Genomic DNA, 17,938 nt, shown 5'->3' with positions numbered 1-17,938 from the left:
ATGGAAGTAAAAACAGCGAGTTTTGAAAAGGTGGAGAAGAAAGCAATGACAGTTTCGGGAGCCGAAGCGGTGATCAAATGTTTGCTTGAAGAAGGCGTGGAAACCATTTACGGCTATCCCGGTGGGGCTATCATGCCTGTTTATGATGAGTTATTCAAATATCAGGATAAGATCCACCACGTGCTTACCAGGCACGAACAGGGAGCAACGCACGCGGCTCAGGGCTATGCACGTGTCTCGGGAAAAGTAGGTGTTGCTGTTGCCACTTCTGGACCTGGAGCCACAAATCTGGTCACCGGTATTGCAGATGCTATGATTGATTCTACTCCAATGGTTTGTATCACCGGTCAGGTAGGATCGAACCTTTTGGGAAGCGATGCTTTTCAGGAAACCGATATTGTAGGTATTTCTACGCCTATTACCAAATGGAATTATCAAATTACCAAAGCTGAGGAAATACCTGAAATTATAGCCAAGGCATTCTATATTGCCAGGTCGGGAAGGCCAGGACCTGTGTTAGTTGATATTACCAAAGACGCCCAGTTTGCTTCATTAGATTTTACCTATAAAAAATGTTCCGGGATCCGCAGTTATAAGCCTTATCCCGAAGTGAACCTTCTGGAGGTAGAAAGAGCCGCGGGAGTGATCAATAATGCGAAAAAGCCTTTGATCGTGTTTGGTCAGGGAGTGATCCTTGGAGGAGCCGAAGACCTTCTGAAAAAAGTAGTTGAAAAAGCAGGAATTCCTTCCGCCTGGACCATTTTGGGCCTTTCAGCGCTTCCAACAGATCATCCTTTAAATGTTGGGATGGTGGGTATGCACGGGAACTATGCACCCAATTTGCTTACCAACGAATGTGATGTTTTAATAGCCATAGGTATGCGGTTTGACGACCGTGTGACCGGTAACCTCGAACATTATGCTAAGCAGGCCAAAATCATACATTTTGAGATCGATCCCGCAGAGGTGAATAAAAATGTACATACAGATTATCCGGTTCTTGGAAATGTAAAAGAGACCCTGAATTCTTTGCTTGATCTTTTGAAAGAAAATCAACATACAGAATGGCATGATCGCTTTAAAGAACTTTATAAAGAAGAATATAAAAAAGTGGTCAGCCTTAACCTTGATGTTTCCAAACCAGACATCCATATGGCCGAGGTTATTCAGCAAATCAATGAATTTTCAAAGGGTGATGCGGTAATTGTTTCCGATGTCGGACAGCACCAGATGAAGGCCTGTCGTTATGGAAAATTCAATCAAACGCGCAGTAATGTGACTTCCGGCGGCCTGGGAACTATGGGCTTTGCTTTGCCTGCTGCTATGGGCGCAAAAATGGCAGTACCAGAAAGGGAAGTTGTGGCAGTGATCGGCGATGGAGGTTACCAAATGACCATTCAGGAACTGGGAACGATTTTTCAAACCAAAATTCCGGTTAAAATCGTGGTTTTGAACAATGGTTTCCTCGGAATGGTTCGCCAGTGGCAACAGTTGTTCTTTGATAAGCGATATGCTTCCACTGAAATGATCAACCCAGATTTCGTGACCATTGCAAAGGGATATCATCTCAAAACAAATAAAGTCACAGAAAGAAGCGAGCTGAAAGCTGCAGTTAAGGAAATGATGGAAAGTAAAGAAGCTTACTTTCTGGAAGTAAAAGTTGAACAGGAAGAAAACGTGTTCCCTATGATACCAACAGGAGCAGCGGTTTCTGACATATTATTGGAATAATGGAAAAGAAAAATTACACGGTATCTATTTATACCGAAAATAACCTGGGATTGCTTAGCCGTATTGCGGCCATCTTTCTTAGAAGACATATTAATATTGAAAGCATCACTGCTTCCCCAAGCGAGGTGAACGATGTGATGCGCTTCATAATCGTTGTTAATGTCACTGAAGATCAAATCAAAAAGATCGTCGGGCAAATTGAAAAACAAATTGAGGTAATAAGGGCGTTTTACCATACACAGGAAGAGACTATCTTCCAGGAAACCGCACTTTACAAAATAAAATCCCAGTCTTTTCTTGACGATCACAGCATTCAGGATTTTATAAAAGAAACAAACGCGAGAATCGTAACAGTGACCACCGAATTTTTTGTGATTGAAAAAACGGGCAAGCGAAAAGAGGTCGATGAACTTTACGATACGCTAAAACCATACGGACTTATGCAATTTGTTCGATCGGGAACTATTGCCGTAACAAAAAATGAAATGCCAATTTCTGGCATACTTGAAAAATTTAATACTACAAATTCAATATCATGACCAACTACTTTAACAGTCTTCCCTTACGAGAAAAATTGGCCCAGCTGGGCACCTGTCGCTTTATGGCACTTGATGAATTCAGCGAGGGAACGACTGCTTTAAAAGGTAAAAAAATAGTAATTGTGGGCTGTGGGGCCCAGGGACTCAACCAGGGATTAAATATGAGAGACAGCGGTCTAGATATTTCCTATGCCCTCAGGGAAGGAGCTATTAAAGATAAAAGGCAGTCCTGGAAGAATGCTACTGAAAATAATTTTAAAGTCGGAACTTATGAAGAGTTGCTGCCGGATGCTGATCTGGTGATCAACCTTACCCCCGACAAACAACATACGCCTGTTATTAAGGCAATTATGCCTTTTATTAAGAAGAATGCGGTGCTTTCCTATTCCCACGGTTTTAATATTGTAGAGGAAGGAATGAAGATCAGGGAAGATATCACCGTCATCATGGTGGCACCTAAATGTCCGGGTTCTGAAGTACGGGAAGAATATAAGCGCGGTTTTGGGGTACCAACACTTATCGCAGTTCATCCCGAAAACGATCCCCGGGGGATTGGCCTGGAATGGGCAAAGGCTTATGCCTATGCCACCGGTGGCCACCGCGCTGGAGTGCTTGAGTCTTCTTTTGTAGCCGAAGTGAAATCAGATTTGATGGGGGAGCAAACCATTCTTTGCGGAGTTCTTCAAACAGGCTCTATCCTTACTTTTGATAAAATGGTGGCTGATGGCGTGGAGCCTTCCTATGCCGCGAAACTGATCCAGTATGGCTGGGAAACGGTTACCGAAGCTTTGAAACATGGTGGAATTACTACTATGATGGATCGACTTTCGAATCCTGCAAAGCTTAGAGCCGATGAAATTTCGGAAGAACTGAAACAGCAATTAAGACCGCTTTTTCAGAAGCATATGGACGATATTATTTCAGGAGCTTTCAGTGAAAGAATGATGAAAGACTGGGCAAATGATGATAAGGAATTGCTTACCTGGCGTGCGGCTACCGAGAACACTGCTTTTGAAAAAACCGAAGCTACTTCTGAAGAGATCAGGGAACAGGAATATTTTGATAAAGGAGTACTTATGATCGCTTTGGTGAAGGCAGGAGTGGAACTTGCTTTTGAAACCATGACCGAAGCGGGAATTATTGCAGAATCGGCTTATTATGAATCCCTGCATGAAACTCCGCTTATCGCCAATACCATCGCCCGGAAAAAATTATTTGAGATGAACCGTGTGATCTCTGATACTGCGGAATACGGCTGTTATTTATTCGATCATGCGGCAAAGCCACTTATTAAAGATTATGTGAACAGCCTTGAACCTGAAGTAGCCGGAAAAATATTTGGTGATGGTTATAATGGGGTTGACAATCAGGAACTCATCGCGGTGAACGATGCGATAAGAAACCATCCCGTAGAGAAAGTGGGAGCCGTTTTAAGAAAAGCAATGACGGCAATGAAGAAAATACATGAATAGATGAAGTTGTTACAGAAAAAAGACACCTACAAACCCAGCCTGGAATCGGTAAGAGAGGCCGCTGAACGAATTTCCAAAGTGGTGGTAAAAACTCCTTTGGCAGAGTCGTTTACCTACAGCATGAAATTTGGCGCTAACGTTTTTTTAAAAAGGGAAGACTTGCAGCAGGTGCGTTCCTATAAAATTCGGGGTGCCTATAACAAAATTTCCAGCTTGCCGGTGGAACAATTAAAAAAGGGGGTGATTTGTGCCAGTGCGGGAAATCATGCGCAGGGTGTTGCTTTTGCCTGTAACAAACTCAAGGTTAAAGGGGTGATCTATATGCCAGGCACCACTCCGCGTCAAAAAGTTGAACAAACTAATATGTTTGGCGGTGAATGGGTTGAAGTGGTGCTGAAAGGCGATACTTTTGATGATTCCTATAAAAATGCGCTGAAGCACGGGGAGAAATTCGGACAGGTTTTCATTCATCCTTTTGACGATGAAAAAGTGATCGAAGGCCAGGCTACCATAGGTCTGGAAATCCTGGAACAGGCTCAGGAACCTATCGATTATTTGTTCGCCCCACTTGGAGGCGGAGGCTTGCTGGCAGGCGTTTCTTCGGTTTTTAAACAATTGAGCCCGAAGACAAAAATAATAGGTGTTGAACCAGAAGGAGCACCTTCAATGAGCTCATCGCTTAAAGCTGGTGAACTGGTAGAGCTTTCTCATATCGAGCGATTTGTTGACGGCGCGGCAGTTCAAAAAGTCGGTGCCCGTAATTTTGCGATTTGCAGGGAAAATCTTGATGATATGATCACGGTTCCCGAAGGGAAAATATGTCAGACGATCCTTGATCTTTATAACAAAGACGCGATCGTGGTGGAACCTGCCGGAGCCATGGCTATATCAGCACTTGATTATTTTGGGGAAGAGATCAAAGGTAAAAATGTGGTTTGCATGGTTAGCGGCAGTAATAACGATATTACCCGAACTGCCGAAATTAAGGAAAGAGCCATGCTTTATGCCGGTTTAAAGCATTATTTTATAATAAGTTTCCCCCAACGCGCAGGAGCTTTAAAGGAATTTGTAGAAAAAGTCCTCGGCCCAACAGACGATATTACGCATTTTGAATATTCCAAAAAACATCACCGGGAGAATGGCCCCGCAGTAGTGGGAATAGAGCTTAATGACCCTGCAGATTTTGGTCCGCTGGTGGAAAGGATGAAAAAAAAGAATTTTTTCGGGGAATATTTAAATGATAAACCTAACTTATTTCAATATTTGGTATAGAAAATGATTTTAAATTAAAAAAATTTATACATTTACAACGTGAAAGATATCAGACAAATAATATTACCCTCTTTTCATTTCAGGCCCCGCCGCAGTTAATCGGTGGCCGCAATTTTCATTTTTAATATTATTTGACTTTTTACATTTTGAACATTTCCAGCAGCATATCATCTAAATTATATATCAGAATTTTTTCTGACATATCACCCATGCGCCGCTTTTTCCCCCGCACGTAAGTGCGTGTATTATATTATGGAACCTAGGTGAGTCCGGTTCCCCTTCGGAAAACTCAAAAAACAATTTTATTAAAAACTAAATTTCTTAGCAGATGAAAATTATCATTGCTAATAAATCTCATGCTTCTTACGCAGAAGAGATCTGTAAAAATATTGAAGAATCGGCCAAAGTTCGTGGTACCGGTATAGCGCGTCGCACGCCTGAATATATCATCAGTAAGATGGAAAAAGGCAATGCGGTAATCGCTCTTGACGGAGAAAAATTCGCCGGTTTCTGCTATATCGAAACCTGGAGCCATGAGAAATATGTCGCAAATTCAGGACTTATCGTACATCCCGATTATCGTAAGCACGGTCTGGCAAAAGACATCAAGAAAGTTATTTTCAAGCATTCCAGGGAAAAATACCCACACGCGAAGATCTTTGGTATTACCACCGGTTTGGCTGTGATGAAGATCAATTACGAGCTGGGTTATCAGCCGGTGACATTTTCGGAGCTTACCGATGATGAGGCTTTCTGGAAAGGTTGTCAAACCTGCAAGAATTATGATGTTCTTACCAGGACAGAACATAAAATGTGCCTTTGTACGGGAATGCTTTACGATCCTGCCAAAAAGGAACCGGAAAAGAAAAAGAAAGAAAGTAAATTTAACGATAAAGCCTTTCAAAGGCTGAAACATATCAAGCAAACCCTTTTCTATAAAAAGGAAAAGGTCGAAAACGAATAAAAAATGAAAAAAGTTGTAATCGCATATAGCGGCGGACTGGATACATCTTATTGTGCAAAATATCTTTCAGAAGAAGGCTTTGAAGTGCACGCGGTAAGTGTGAACACCGGAGGTTTTTCTGAAGAAGAAATCGAAAAGATCGGATCGAATGCTAAAAAAATAGGAGCAGATACCTATAAAAACATCGATGCAGTTTCTTCATTTTATGAAAAAGTGGTTAAATACCTGATCTTTGGAAATGTATTGAAAAATAATACCTATCCGCTTTCGGTAAGCGCTGAGCGGATCATTCAGGCTATTGAAATTGTCAATTATGCCAAGCAAATCGATGCGAAATATATTGCTCACGGTAGCACCGGCGCGGGAAATGACCAGGTGCGTTTTGATATGATCTTTCAGATCATTGCTCCCGAAATTGAAATTATCACTCCTATAAGAGATAAAAAACTTGCCCGACCTGAAGAGATCGATTACCTGAAATCTAAAGGTGTGGAGCTTAATTGGGAAAAAGCAAAATATTCGGTGAATAAAGGTTTGTGGGGCACCAGTGTTGGAGGCGCAGAAACTCTGACTTCCGAAAAACCGCTTCCCGAAGAAGCTTATCCATCCCAGTTGAAGGAAAATGATCCTAAACAAATAAGTCTCGGTTTTACAAAGGGAGAATTCACTTCTTTAAATGGAAAAAAGGATTCGCCTGAAAAAAATATTCAGAAACTGGAAGAAATCGCCAACAAATACGCCATAGGGCGTGATATTCACGTTGGTGATACCATTATAGGCATCAAAGGTCGTGTTGGTTTTGAAGCCGCCGCGGCTCAGATCATCATCAAAGCCCATCATCTGCTGGAAAAGCATACGTTGAGCAAATGGCAGCTTCAACATAAAGATTACCTGGCGAACTGGTATGGAACCCATTTACACGAAGGTCAGTATCTGGAACCCGTAATGCGAAATTTTGAAGCTTTTCTCGAATCTTCACAGGAACAGGTGACAGGAGAGGTGTTTGTAACGCTGCATCCCTACAGGTTTCAGCTGGATGGAATTAGATCAAAATATGATTTGATGAATTCCGGATTTGGAAAATATGGAGAGGAAAATAAAGCCTGGACCGCTAATGATGCCAAGGGTTTTATCAAGATCCTTTCGAATGCCGGAAAGATTTATCAACACGTAAAAGAAGAAGGATGATCAAAGCAGGTATAATTGGCGGCGCAGGATACACGGCGGGAGAACTGATCAGGATTCTTCTGAATCACCCTGACGCTGAAATTGACTTCGTTTACAGCACTTCTCAGCCGGGAAAAGCTGTTTCGACCATTCACCAGGACCTGGCCGGGGAAACCGATCTAAAATTCACAGATGCGATCAATAAAGAAGCCGATGTTGTTTTTCTTTGTCTCGGCCACGGTAATTCTAAAAAATTCCTTTCGGAAAATCAGTTTTCAGATAATACGAAAATTGTGGATTTGAGCACCGATTTCAGAATGAGTGGAGATCATGAATTTGTTTACGGACTTCCGGAATTCAATAAAAAGGAGATTCAATCGGCTAAAAATATCGCCAATCCCGGTTGTTTTGCCACTGCGATCAGCCTGGCTATCCTTCCACTGGCGAAAACCGGAAAACTTAAGGATGACTGGCATGTGAATGCCGTTACCGGTGCCACCGGCGCTGGAACGTCACTTTCTGAAACCACTCATTTTACCTGGCGGGATAATAATTTTTCTTCCTATAAATCCTTCGGACATCAGCATTTAAATGAAATAGGACAGAGCCTGAAAAAGTTACAGCCTTCTTATGAAGGTGAAGTAAATTTCATTCCGAATAGAGGGAATTTCTCCCGAGGGATCCATGCTACGGCTTATACCAAATATGAAGGTTCTCTCGAAGAAGCCTCAGAAATTTATTCAGAAGTGTATAAGGACGCGGTATTTACTCATTTAGTAGATGGCGAATTACACCTGAAGCAGGTTGTGAATACGAACAAATGTCTGTTGAAACTAGAAAAATTTGACAATAAGATCCTTGTAACCAGTATCATCGATAATCTGCTGAAAGGCGCATCAGGCCAGGCGGTTCAGAATATGAATATTATGTTCGGCTTCGAAGAATCTGCAGGATTAAAACTAAAAGCGAATTATTTTTAAAATTTCAGATTTCTCAGTAAAAGATGTGAAATGACTAACCAACAAAAAGTAAAAATATGAAAATAGCCATTCTTGGTACCGGAAATCTTGGCGTTTCCCTTGCAAAAGGACTCATCTTCAGCAATGCCTTTACCAGCTTGTACCTTACAAAAAGGAATTCTGATGCGATTAAGGATTTTGAAGAATATTCAAAAGTAAAGGTGACTGCCGATAACCGTGAAGCGGTTCAGAATTCGGATATCTTGTTGCTTTCGGTGCAGCCTACCCAACTGGAAAGGATCCTGGAAGAAATCAAAGATCTGCTTACCGATAAACACGTGATCATTTCTACGGTAACCGGTTTTAAGATTCCCCGAATTGAAGCTATTATTGGCGAAGACCAGTTCATAATTCGCGCAATGCCGAATACCGCGATTGCCGTGGGAAAATCAATGACCTGTTTGTGTTGCAATGAAAAAGGGAAAAAACGTATCGCAATTGCCGAGGCTATTTTTAATCGGTTGGGAACAAGTATAATAATTCCAGAAAATAAAATGCAGGCGGCGACCGTAATTTGCGCCAGCGGGATCGCTTTTTGGATGCGATTGATAAGAGCCACTAGTCAGGGTGCGGTGCAGCTTGGATTCGACGCTAAAGAAGCCCAGCAATTAGCCGTACATACCTGTCTCGGAGCTGCAAGCCTTTTAATCGAATCTGGCAAACATCCTGAAGAAGAGATAGATAGGGTAACCACGCCTCGTGGCTGTACGATCGAAGGTCTTAATGAAATGGAACACAACGGGCTTAGTTCCTCCCTGATCAAAGGTCTACAGGCATCTTTCAAAAAAATCAATAATATCTCAGAAAAATAATATGGATCTATTTGATGTATATCCGTTATACGATATCACTCCGGTAAAAGGAGAGGGCTGTCATGTTTTTGATGAAAATGGTAAGAAATATCTCGATCTGTATGGCGGTCATGCTGTCATCTCGATCGGTCATTCGCACCCCGATTATGTAAAAGCGGTTTCAGAACAGGTTTCAACACTGGGATTTTATTCAAATTCCATAAAAAACCCCTTACAGCAAGATCTGGCAGATAAGCTGGAGGAACTTAGCGGAGTGAAGGATTATTCCTTATTTCTATGCAATTCGGGAGCTGAAGCCAATGAAAATGCCTTAAAAGTCGCTTCTTTTCATACCGGTAAAAGCAGGGTTATTTATTTCGAAAAGGCTTTCCACGGAAGGACCTCCGGCGTGGTCGCGGTAACCGATAATGAAGGAATTAAGGCGCCGTTCAATCAAGGACATCGCGTAACCCGTCTGCCTTTTGACGATACAGAGGCTTTGAAAAGCGAACTTAAGAAAAACGATGTGGCGGCGGTGATCTTTGAGGTGATCCAGGGTGTGGGAGGCCTCGATGAAGCTTCTTCTGAATTCTATAAAAATGCGGAAGAACTTTGCCACGCGCATGGCTCATTGCTGATTGCCGATGAGGTACAGGCAGGTTATGGAAGAACAGGCGATTTTTTCGCTTTTCAGAAACACGGAATTCGTCCCGATATTATTTCCATGGCTAAAGGAATGGGGAATGGATTTCCGATTGGTGGAATTTTAATTGACCATAAGATTCCGGCCAAACACGGGATGCTGGGAACCACTTTTGGCGGAAACCATCTTGCATGTGCTGCCGGTATTGCCGTGCTGGATGTGATCAAAAAGGAAAAGCTGATGGAAAACGCGGCCGAACTTTCAGGATACATTCAGCAAAAAGCCAAAGAGATTCCGCAGATAAAAAAAATAAAAGGCCGCGGATTGATGATAGGCTTGGAATTCGATTTTGAAGTCGCGGCACTTAGGAAAGATCTGTTATTCAATTACCAGATTTTCACGGGAGCAGCCAGCAACAAAAAATTATTGCGGATCCTGCCACCTTTGAATATTCAGAAGAAACATTTTGATGAATTTTTCGAAGCTTTAAAATCGGCATTAAAAAAGAATGACTATTAAATAAAACGTCAGGCTGAACTTGTTTCAGCTTCTATTATATCCTGAGCTTTCGACTTCCTGCCTAACGGCAGGCGGGTGGTCAAGCTGAATGTTTAGAAGGACAAAAAAATAAAAAATGAAGAACTACATCACATTATCTGATATAGAAAATTTAGATGACCTGATTAAGGAAGCGCTCGAATTAAAGAAAATAGACTGGGCACTGGATACCGGAAAGGGAAAAACCGTGGGCCTGCTGTTTTTTAATCCGAGCCTGAGAACACGTTTGAGTACCGAAAAGGCCGGAAAACTGCTGGGCATGGAAGTGATGACCATGAATGCGGGTAAAGACGGCTGGGCACTGGAATTTGAAGACGGCGCGGTGATGAATTCAGATAAGGCGGAACATGTAAAAGAAGCTGCCGGAGTTTTGTCGCAATATTGTGATATTATCGGGATTCGTGCTTTTCCCGACCTGATAGACCGCGACAAAGACGAAGCCGAAATCGTTTTGAACGCTTTCAGGAAATATGCGACTGTTCCGGTAGTGAATCTCGAAAGTGCTACCGGTCATCCGCTACAGGCACTGACCGATGCGATAACCATTTCCGAATTAAAAGATAAAAAGCGGCCAAAGGTGGTGCTAAGCTGGGCACCGCATCCTAAGGCATTGCCACAATCGGTACCGAATTCTTTTGCCGATATCATGCAAAAGATCGATGTAGATTTCGTGATCACGAATCCGAATGGTTATGATCTCAACCCGGCCATTACTAAGGATGTTTCGGTGATTCATGACCAGGAAAAAGCGCTGAAAGATGCCGATTTTGTCTATGTAAAGAACTGGAGCAGCTATGAACATTATGGTAAAGTGCTTTCGGTTAAAAAGGACTGGACCCTTAATCAGGAAAAATTGAAAGGCACTAAAAACGCAAAAGTGATGCATTGTTTGCCGGTAAGACGGAATGTGGTGATCGCCGATGATGTTCTGGACAGCGAGAATTCAGTGGTCTTGCAACAGGCCGGGAACCGGACTTTTGCAGCCCAGGCGGTTTTAAAGAGATTACTGGAAAATTCAGATAATTCTAGATAAAGTTTAAACTTCATTGCGATCCGTCCGCCTTAGGCGGAGGAGAAGCAATCTCATATGGAGACTGCTTCAGTCGATTTTCTCCTTCGCAGTGACATGTTCAGCTTGACGAAACTTATAAAAATGACAACAACGATCAAGGTTATTAAAATAGGAGGGAAGCTCATCGAAGATGAAGAAAAGCTATCAGTTTTTCTTGATGATTTCGCCGCTCTTGAGCAACCCAAGATCCTGGTTCATGGCGGTGGAAATAAAGCCACCGAAATTGCTGGAAAGCTTGGTTATGAGACGAAAATGGTGGAGGGCCGCCGTATCACCGATGAAAATTCAATGGCGGTAATTACGATGGTCTATGGCGGACTTCTTAACAAGAACATCGTTGCAAAACTTCAAAAGAGAAATATCAATTCTATTGGAATGTGCGGCGCTGACGGGAAAAGCATAGTTTCTAAAAAACGTCCCGTAAAAGAAATAAATTATGGACTGGTAGGCGATATTGAGAAAATTAATACCGAATTTATCTGGGAGCTTTTGCAGCAGGGAATTGTGCCGGTCTTTTCGGCTATTTCGTATAGTGAAACGGGGGAATTACTCAATACCAATGCCGATTCTGTGGCTTCAGAAATTGCGGTGGCGCTAAGCTCAAAAATGGTGACGGAATTAAATTACTGTTTCGAAAAGAAAGGTGTTCTGGCAAATATCGCCGATGATGATTCGGTTATTCCGGAAATCGATAAAAATAAATATTCAGAACTTTTAGAGCAGAAAATAATCAATGAAGGAATGTTGCCAAAGCTTCATAATTGTTTTCAGGCCCTCGAAAAAGGAGTTGAAATTGTAAGATTAGGAGATATGTCATTATTAAAGCCAGATTCGGTGCATACAAAAATCGTAAAATGATAAAACTTGAAAACCTGCAAAAAGAAGCGGTGGAGTTGCTTCAGAATTTAATTGAAACGCCTTCTTTTTCAGAAGAAGAGGATAAAACTGCGGAATGGCTTCAGAAATGGTTTGAAAAACACGAGATTCCGCATGAGCGCTATTTAAATAATGTTTGGGCGAAAAACAGGCATTTTGATGAGTCTAAACCCACGCTTTTGTTGAATTCCCATCATGATACGGTCAAACCCAACAAGGCTTATACACGAAATCCGTTTAAGGCCAAAATTGAAGATGGAAAGTTATTTGGTTTGGGCAGCAATGATGCCGGCGGCTGCCTGGTCTCTTTACTGGCGACTTTTACCTATTTCTATCAGGCTGAAAATTTAAATCACAACCTTATTTTTGCAGGAACCGCGGAAGAGGAAACCAATGGGAAAAATGGAATTTCCTCTTTATTACTGAAAATTCCAAAGATCGATGTGGCTATTGTCGGTGAACCAACGCTGATGAGCCTGGCAATTGCCGAAAAAGGGCTGGTGGTCTTTGATGCGAAAGTGAAAGGAAGGCCTTCTCATGCCGCGCATCCAAATGACGATAATTGTATTTATAAGTCGGCTAAAGCCCTGCAGTGGTTTGAGAAATATCAATTTCCGAAGGTCTCTGAAGTCCTGGGAGAAGTAAAACTAACAGTCACACAGATCAAGGCCGGGACCCAGCATAATGTGGTTCCCGCAGATGTTGACCTGGTCATCGATGTTCGGGTAAATGATAAATATACCAATGCGGAAGTAGCCGAAATTTTACAAAAAGAAGCTCCTGTTGATGAGATTATTCCGCGATCCTTAAGGCTGAATTCATCTTCTATTCCTAAAGATCATGCGCTGGTAAAGGCAGGGATTGACCTCGGAATGGAAACCTATGGTTCGCCAACACTTTCAGATCAGGCGATGTTGAGTTGTTCGTCATTGAAACTCGGCCCCGGTGATTCCACGCGTTCGCATTCCGCGGATGAATTTATTTATGTTAGGGAAATTGAAGAAGGAATTGAAAAATATATAAGGTTGCTTAAAAAAGCACTTAGAACAAACTCAATTGAATGAAGTGAGAAAATCATGTTCCTCAGTTTAAAATTCCTTCAATGACATTGAAAAAAAAAGATACCTCAGGCTGAACCTGCCTACCGTCAGGCAGGCTTGGTTCAGCTTCTATTAAGATCCTGAAACAAGTTCAGGATGACAGGAAATAAAATAAAAAAATTATGAAACTCTGGGATAAAGGTATTTCGATAGACAAGAAGATTGAAAATTTCACGGTCGGCAATGATCGTGAGCTGGATATGCATTTAGCTCAATACGATTTGATCGCTTCGGAAGCGCATGCGAAGATGCTCGGGAAAGTCGGAATTTTAGAGGAAGAAGAAGTAAAAAATACTTCTTCAGAACTGGCAAAACTGAGAAAACAACTGGAAGAGGGGAATTTTAAGATCGAAAAGGACTTTGAAGACGTTCATTCCAAGATCGAATATGAGCTAACCAAAGCTTTGGGTGATACCGGAAAAAAGATCCACACAGCACGTTCAAGAAATGACCAGGTTTTGGTTGCCATGCAGCTTTATTTCAAGGAAAATATTCAACAGATCATTTCCAAAACCAAAGATTTGATCGACGTGTTACTAAAGCTTGCTGATGAGCATAAGGAAAAAGTATTGCCCGGGTATACACATTTGCAGGTGGCGATGCCATCGTCTTTCGGACTCTGGTTTTCGGCTTATGCCGAAATTCTAATCGATGATCTTTACCTGCTTGAAGCCGGCTTAAAAGTTGTGGATCAGAATCCGCTGGGATCTGCGGCCGGTTATGGGTCTTCCTTTCCGATAGACAGGGAATTCACCACCAAAGAATTGGGCTTTTCCGATCTAAAATATAATGTGGTGGCCGCCCAGATGAGTCGCGGGAAATGTGAGCGTACGGTAACTTCCAATATCGCGTCGGTTTCCAACACGCTGTCCCGTTTTGCGATGGATATCTGTCTTTATATGAGCCAGAATTTTGATTTTATCGGTTTCCCTGATGAATTGACTACGGGTTCCAGCATTATGCCTCATAAGAAGAATCCAGATGTTTTTGAGCTTATTCGTGGGAAATGCAATAAACTTCAGGCGATTTCCAACGAAATGATCCTCATCACCAATAATCTTCCGAGCGGCTATCACAGGGACTATCAGCTCATCAAGGAGAACAGTATTTATTCCGTGGAAAATATCAAGGAAATTCTGGATATTTTTATTCATTCCATTCAGCAGATCAGGGTGAAGAAAATTGACCTTTCCGATGAGAAATATAAATACCTGTTTACAGTTGACAGCATTAACGATCTGGTGATGCAGGGAAAATCGTTTCGTGACGCTTACAAGGAAATAGGGGAGCAGGTGCAGAATAATTCTTATAAACCAACCGCTTTAAAAGATCATTCTCATTTGGGAAGCAAGGATAATCTGGCGCTGGATCAAATCAGGAAGAAGGCAGGTATTTAATTTCACAGTCACTCTGTACTTGTTTTTTTATTATTGAATCTTCGATTTCAGGATCTCACCTTTCGACTCCGCTCAAGGTGACATTTTAGAAAGCAGCTTGCAGGTTTTAAAAACCTGCAAGGTCTCTGTTTTTTTAAAATAAAAACCTCCCGAAAACCAGGGCTTCCGGGAGGCAAAAACATCATAATGAACAAAAAAAGATCTAAATAATGGTCATTTGGCCAAGTTTCAAATTATCATTATTAATATCATGATCTTCCGGGTCGCTGATAACACTTTCCAGAAAATCACCCACTTTCGCGGTTGAATAGTGGTTGTCTTTATTAATATCGGGAGTACACACGTTTAACGCGATACTCATTTCCACCGCTTTTCTTACTGCCAGCGCTTCGGTTGTGAGTCCAAAATGTTCCAGAAGCATGGCTGCGGAAAGGATGGACGCTACGGGATTTGCTATTCCCTTGCCGGCTGCTTGTGGATAAGAACCATGAATAGGCTCAAAAAGCGCCACTTTAGATCCTACTGAAGCCGATTCCAGTAAACCTATACTTCCGCCAATCACACTGGCCTCATCTGAAATGATATCACCAAACATATTTTCTGTGAGGATCACGTCGAATTGTTTCGGATTCAAAATCATCTGCATCGCGGCGTTATCGACGAACAGAAAATCCAGTTCCACATCTTTGTACTCTTTAGCGACTTCTTTAACCGTTTTTCTCCACAGCCTGGAAGTTTCCAGGACATTCGCTTTATCCACCAGTGTTACTTTTTTTGAACGCAGCTGAGCGGCTTTAAATGCGAGGTGTGCAATTCTTTCAATTTCTTCAACGGAATAAGTACAAAGGTCGGAAGCCGATCTTCCATCTTCCGAAGTACTTTTTTCTCCAAAATAAATTCCGCCGGTAAGCTCCCGAAAGATCACCATATCGGCACCTTTTATAATCTCGGCCTTAAGAGGAGAACGATCTACTAATTTGTCATAAGCCTTGACCGGCCGGATATTTGCAAAGAGTCCGAGTTCTTTTCTCAATTTCAGAAGTCCCTGTTCAGGCCGAACTTTTGCTTCAGGATCATTATCGTATTTCGGATCGCCGATCGCCCCAAAAAGCACAGCGTCAGATTTCTTACAGAGTTCCAGTGTGGCATCGGGCAGCGGATTCCCCAACAGATCGATTGCCGCCGCCCCTACCACGGCTTCTTCAAAATAGAACTCATGCTCAAATCTATCTGCAACGGCATTCAGCACTTTGACTGACTGCTGTGTGATTTCGGGACCGATCCCGTCGCCGGGAAGTACGGCTATATTCAATTTCATCTTAGAATTTTTTAATATGTTTTTTCCAGTTTTTTGTCTTTACCGGAATGTTTTTTTTCAAATTTCCTGATCACATCTAATTTGCTCACCAGAAAATCAATGTCATCGTATCCATTCATCAGGCAGGTCTTTTTGTAAGGATCGATGTCAAAATGTTCCTTTTCACCGCTTCCTGTCAATTCGACTTCCTGATTTTCGAGATCAATTTTAATTTTTTCCGATGGATCCTTAGTTACCGCAACGAATATTTTCTGAAGGAATTCCGGACTAACCTGAACCGGAAGGACGCCGTTATTCAGGGCGTTTCCTTTGAAAATATCGGCGAAATAGCTTGAAATAACAGCTTTAAATCCGAAACCTTTGATCGCCCACGCGGCATGTTCCCGGCTGGAGCCGCAACCAAAATTGTTTCCGGCTACCAGGATGCTTCCGGAATAAGTTGGATCGTTCAGGACGAAATCTTTATTTTCTGAACCATCCTTATTATATCGCCAGTCTCTGAAAAGATTATCTCCAAAACCTGCTTTATCGGTAGCTTTTAAAAAACGGGCAGGAATGATCTGATCGGTATCCACATTTTCTGAATCCAGAGGTACTACGGTATCTTTTAGTGTTATAAATTTTTCCATTAGATCAATTCAAATTTTGGGTGAAATCTACCAGTTTTCCTGCTACTGCTGTAGCAGCGGCTGTAAGCGGGCTTGCAAGAATTGTTCTTGAGCCCTGTCCCTGACGGCCTTCAAAATTACGGTTGCTGGTAGAAACACAATATTCCCCTTCAGGAATCTTATCATCATTCATGGCCAAACATGCCGAACAGCCGGGTTGTCTTAATTTAAAACCGGCGTCTTCAAAGATCTTATCAAGGCCTTCAGATTTTATCTGGGAGGCGACCTGTCTCGATCCAGGAACGATCAAAGCGTTTACATTTTCAGCTTTTTGTCGGCCTTTAATATATTTCGCCGCTTCGCGGAAATCTTCAATTCTGGAATTGGTACAACTGCCAATAAATATCCAGTTGATAGGTTTATTCAGTAAACTTTCGCCCGGTTTAAAACCCATATATGCCAATGCTTTTGCATCGCTTTTTCCTCCTTCCAGTGGAATAGCACCGGTAATCTTTATTCCCATCCCCGGATTCGTTCCGTAGGTGATCATCGGTTCGATATCTTCCGCATCGAAGTTGAATTCTTTATCAAATTCGGCATCTGCATCGGTTTTCAAGGTTTTCCAGTAAGCAACCTGTTTGTCAAATTCATCACCTTTTGGAGCGAATTCCTTTCCTTTTACATATTCAAAAGTGGTTTCATCAGGAGCGATCAAACCGCCGCGGGCGCCCATTTCGATGCTCATATTACAAACCGTCATACGGCCTTCCATAGACATCTCTTCAAAAACATTTCCGGCGTATTCACAGAAATAACCGGTACCGGCATTGGTGCCGATCTGGCTGATGATATAAAGGATCACATCTTTCGGGAGGACTCCTTTTTTCAGTTTTCCATTTACGTTTACTCTCAGCTTCTTCGGCTTTTCTACGAGCAGGCACTGGCTCGCGAAAACCTGGGAAACCTGGCTAGTCCCAATCCCAAAGGCAATGGTTCCAAAAGCTCCGTGAGTAGAAGTATGGCTGTCACCGCAAACAATGGTCATTCCCGGTTGGGTAATACCAAGTTCGGGAGCCATTACATGTACGATCCCATTGTAAGGATGGCCAAGTCCATATAAAGTAATATTGTTTTCTTCACAATTTTGAGAAAGTTCCTTCAACTGTTTTCGAGACAATAAATCTTTTACCGGCAGATGCTGATTTTCAGTGGGTGTGTTATGATCGGCAGTTGCAACGATCTTATCCGGCCTGAAAACAGGAATTTCTCTTTCTTTTAATTCATTAAATGCCTGCGGACTCGTGACCTCATGTATCAGATGCTTATCGATGTACAGGATGTCCGGTCCGTTTGGGATACTTTCCACCACATGGGCGTCCCATATTTTATCAAATAAAGTTTTCTTCATATT

16 protein-coding genes are annotated in these 17,938 nt (G+C 42.1%); 13 read left to right on the top strand and 3 right to left on the bottom strand.

The window, feature by feature from the left end:
* The 13 genes from ilvB (at window position 1) to argH (ending at window position 14,601) form a co-directional block, all read left to right on the top strand.
* Complete coding sequence (ilvB, locus tag C7S20_RS17875; protein ID WP_107014309.1) at window positions 1-1,731, top strand: biosynthetic-type acetolactate synthase large subunit; 1,731 nt, start codon at window positions 1-3, stop codon at window positions 1,729-1,731.
* Window positions 1,731-2,270, top strand: a complete 540-nt coding sequence (ilvN, locus tag C7S20_RS17870) for an acetolactate synthase small subunit (RefSeq protein WP_107013740.1) — start codon at window positions 1,731-1,733, stop codon at window positions 2,268-2,270. The genes ilvB and ilvN overlap by 1 nt, the downstream gene beginning before the upstream one ends.
* Window positions 2,267-3,742: a ketol-acid reductoisomerase gene (ilvC, locus tag C7S20_RS17865; RefSeq protein WP_107013739.1), complete on the top strand. Its 1,476-nt coding sequence runs from the start codon at window positions 2,267-2,269 to the stop codon at window positions 3,740-3,742. The genes ilvN and ilvC overlap by 4 nt, the downstream gene beginning before the upstream one ends.
* Window positions 3,743-5,014: a threonine ammonia-lyase IlvA gene (gene ilvA / locus C7S20_RS17860; RefSeq protein WP_107013738.1), complete on the top strand. Its 1,272-nt coding sequence runs from the start codon at window positions 3,743-3,745 to the stop codon at window positions 5,012-5,014. It begins immediately after the preceding gene.
* 328 nt (window positions 5,015-5,342) lie between these two features.
* Window positions 5,343-5,978, top strand: a complete 636-nt coding sequence (locus C7S20_RS17855; protein WP_107013737.1) for a GNAT family N-acetyltransferase — start codon at window positions 5,343-5,345, stop codon at window positions 5,976-5,978.
* Between the two features lie 3 nt (window positions 5,979-5,981).
* On the top strand, window positions 5,982-7,166 hold the full coding sequence (locus C7S20_RS17850) for an argininosuccinate synthase (RefSeq protein WP_107013736.1): 1,185 nt from the start codon (window positions 5,982-5,984) through the stop codon (window positions 7,164-7,166).
* Window positions 7,163-8,125 (top strand): N-acetyl-gamma-glutamyl-phosphate reductase, encoded by a 963-nt coding sequence (gene argC / locus C7S20_RS17845; RefSeq protein ID WP_107013735.1) that lies wholly within the window; start codon window positions 7,163-7,165, stop codon window positions 8,123-8,125. The genes C7S20_RS17850 and argC overlap by 4 nt, the downstream gene beginning before the upstream one ends.
* Before the next feature lie 56 nt (window positions 8,126-8,181).
* Window positions 8,182-8,976 (top strand): pyrroline-5-carboxylate reductase, encoded by a 795-nt coding sequence (proC, locus tag C7S20_RS17840; RefSeq protein ID WP_107013734.1) that lies wholly within the window; start codon window positions 8,182-8,184, stop codon window positions 8,974-8,976.
* A gap of 1 nt (window position 8,977) precedes the next feature.
* Window positions 8,978-10,117 (top strand): aspartate aminotransferase family protein, encoded by a 1,140-nt coding sequence (locus C7S20_RS17835; protein WP_107013733.1) that lies wholly within the window; start codon window positions 8,978-8,980, stop codon window positions 10,115-10,117.
* 115 nt (window positions 10,118-10,232) lie between these two features.
* On the top strand, window positions 10,233-11,189 hold the full coding sequence (locus C7S20_RS17830; protein ID WP_107013732.1) for an N-acetylornithine carbamoyltransferase: 957 nt from the start codon (window positions 10,233-10,235) through the stop codon (window positions 11,187-11,189).
* A 120-nt stretch (window positions 11,190-11,309) separates the two neighbouring features.
* On the top strand, window positions 11,310-12,086 hold the full coding sequence (gene argB / locus C7S20_RS17825) for an acetylglutamate kinase (RefSeq protein ID WP_107014308.1): 777 nt from the start codon (window positions 11,310-11,312) through the stop codon (window positions 12,084-12,086).
* The gene (locus tag C7S20_RS17820; protein WP_193510778.1) at window positions 12,083-13,168 is read left to right on the top strand and encodes a M20 family metallo-hydrolase; all 1,086 of its coding nucleotides are present in this window, start codon (window positions 12,083-12,085) and stop codon (window positions 13,166-13,168) included. The genes argB and C7S20_RS17820 overlap by 4 nt, the downstream gene beginning before the upstream one ends.
* 158 nt (window positions 13,169-13,326) lie before the next feature.
* Window positions 13,327-14,601: an argininosuccinate lyase gene (argH, locus tag C7S20_RS17815; RefSeq protein WP_107013731.1), complete on the top strand. Its 1,275-nt coding sequence runs from the start codon at window positions 13,327-13,329 to the stop codon at window positions 14,599-14,601.
* Between the two features lie 202 nt (window positions 14,602-14,803).
* Here the strand turns inward: argH and leuB are convergent, their stop codons facing one another.
* The 3 genes from leuB to leuC are packed head-to-tail and all read right to left on the bottom strand — an operon-like array spanning window position 14,804 to window position 17,935.
* A complete protein-coding gene (gene leuB, locus C7S20_RS17810) occupies window positions 14,804-15,919 on the bottom strand; it encodes a 3-isopropylmalate dehydrogenase (RefSeq protein WP_107013730.1) in 1,116 nt (371 codons plus the stop codon).
* 11 nt (window positions 15,920-15,930) lie between these two features.
* Window positions 15,931-16,548 carry a 3-isopropylmalate dehydratase small subunit gene (leuD, locus tag C7S20_RS17805; protein WP_107013729.1) on the bottom strand — a complete coding sequence of 206 codons (618 nt, stop codon included), beginning with the start codon at window positions 16,546-16,548 and terminating at the stop codon, window positions 15,931-15,933.
* A 4-nt stretch (window positions 16,549-16,552) separates the two neighbouring features.
* Window positions 16,553-17,935 carry a 3-isopropylmalate dehydratase large subunit gene (gene leuC / locus C7S20_RS17800; RefSeq protein ID WP_107014306.1) on the bottom strand — a complete coding sequence of 461 codons (1,383 nt, stop codon included), beginning with the start codon at window positions 17,933-17,935 and terminating at the stop codon, window positions 16,553-16,555.
* Window positions 17,936-17,938: the final 3 nt, after the last annotated feature.

The organism is Christiangramia fulva (genome assembly GCF_003024155.1).
GTDB lineage: Bacteria > Bacteroidota > Bacteroidia > Flavobacteriales > Flavobacteriaceae > Christiangramia > Christiangramia fulva.
This window is presented reverse-complemented; position numbering and strand designations above follow the sequence as displayed.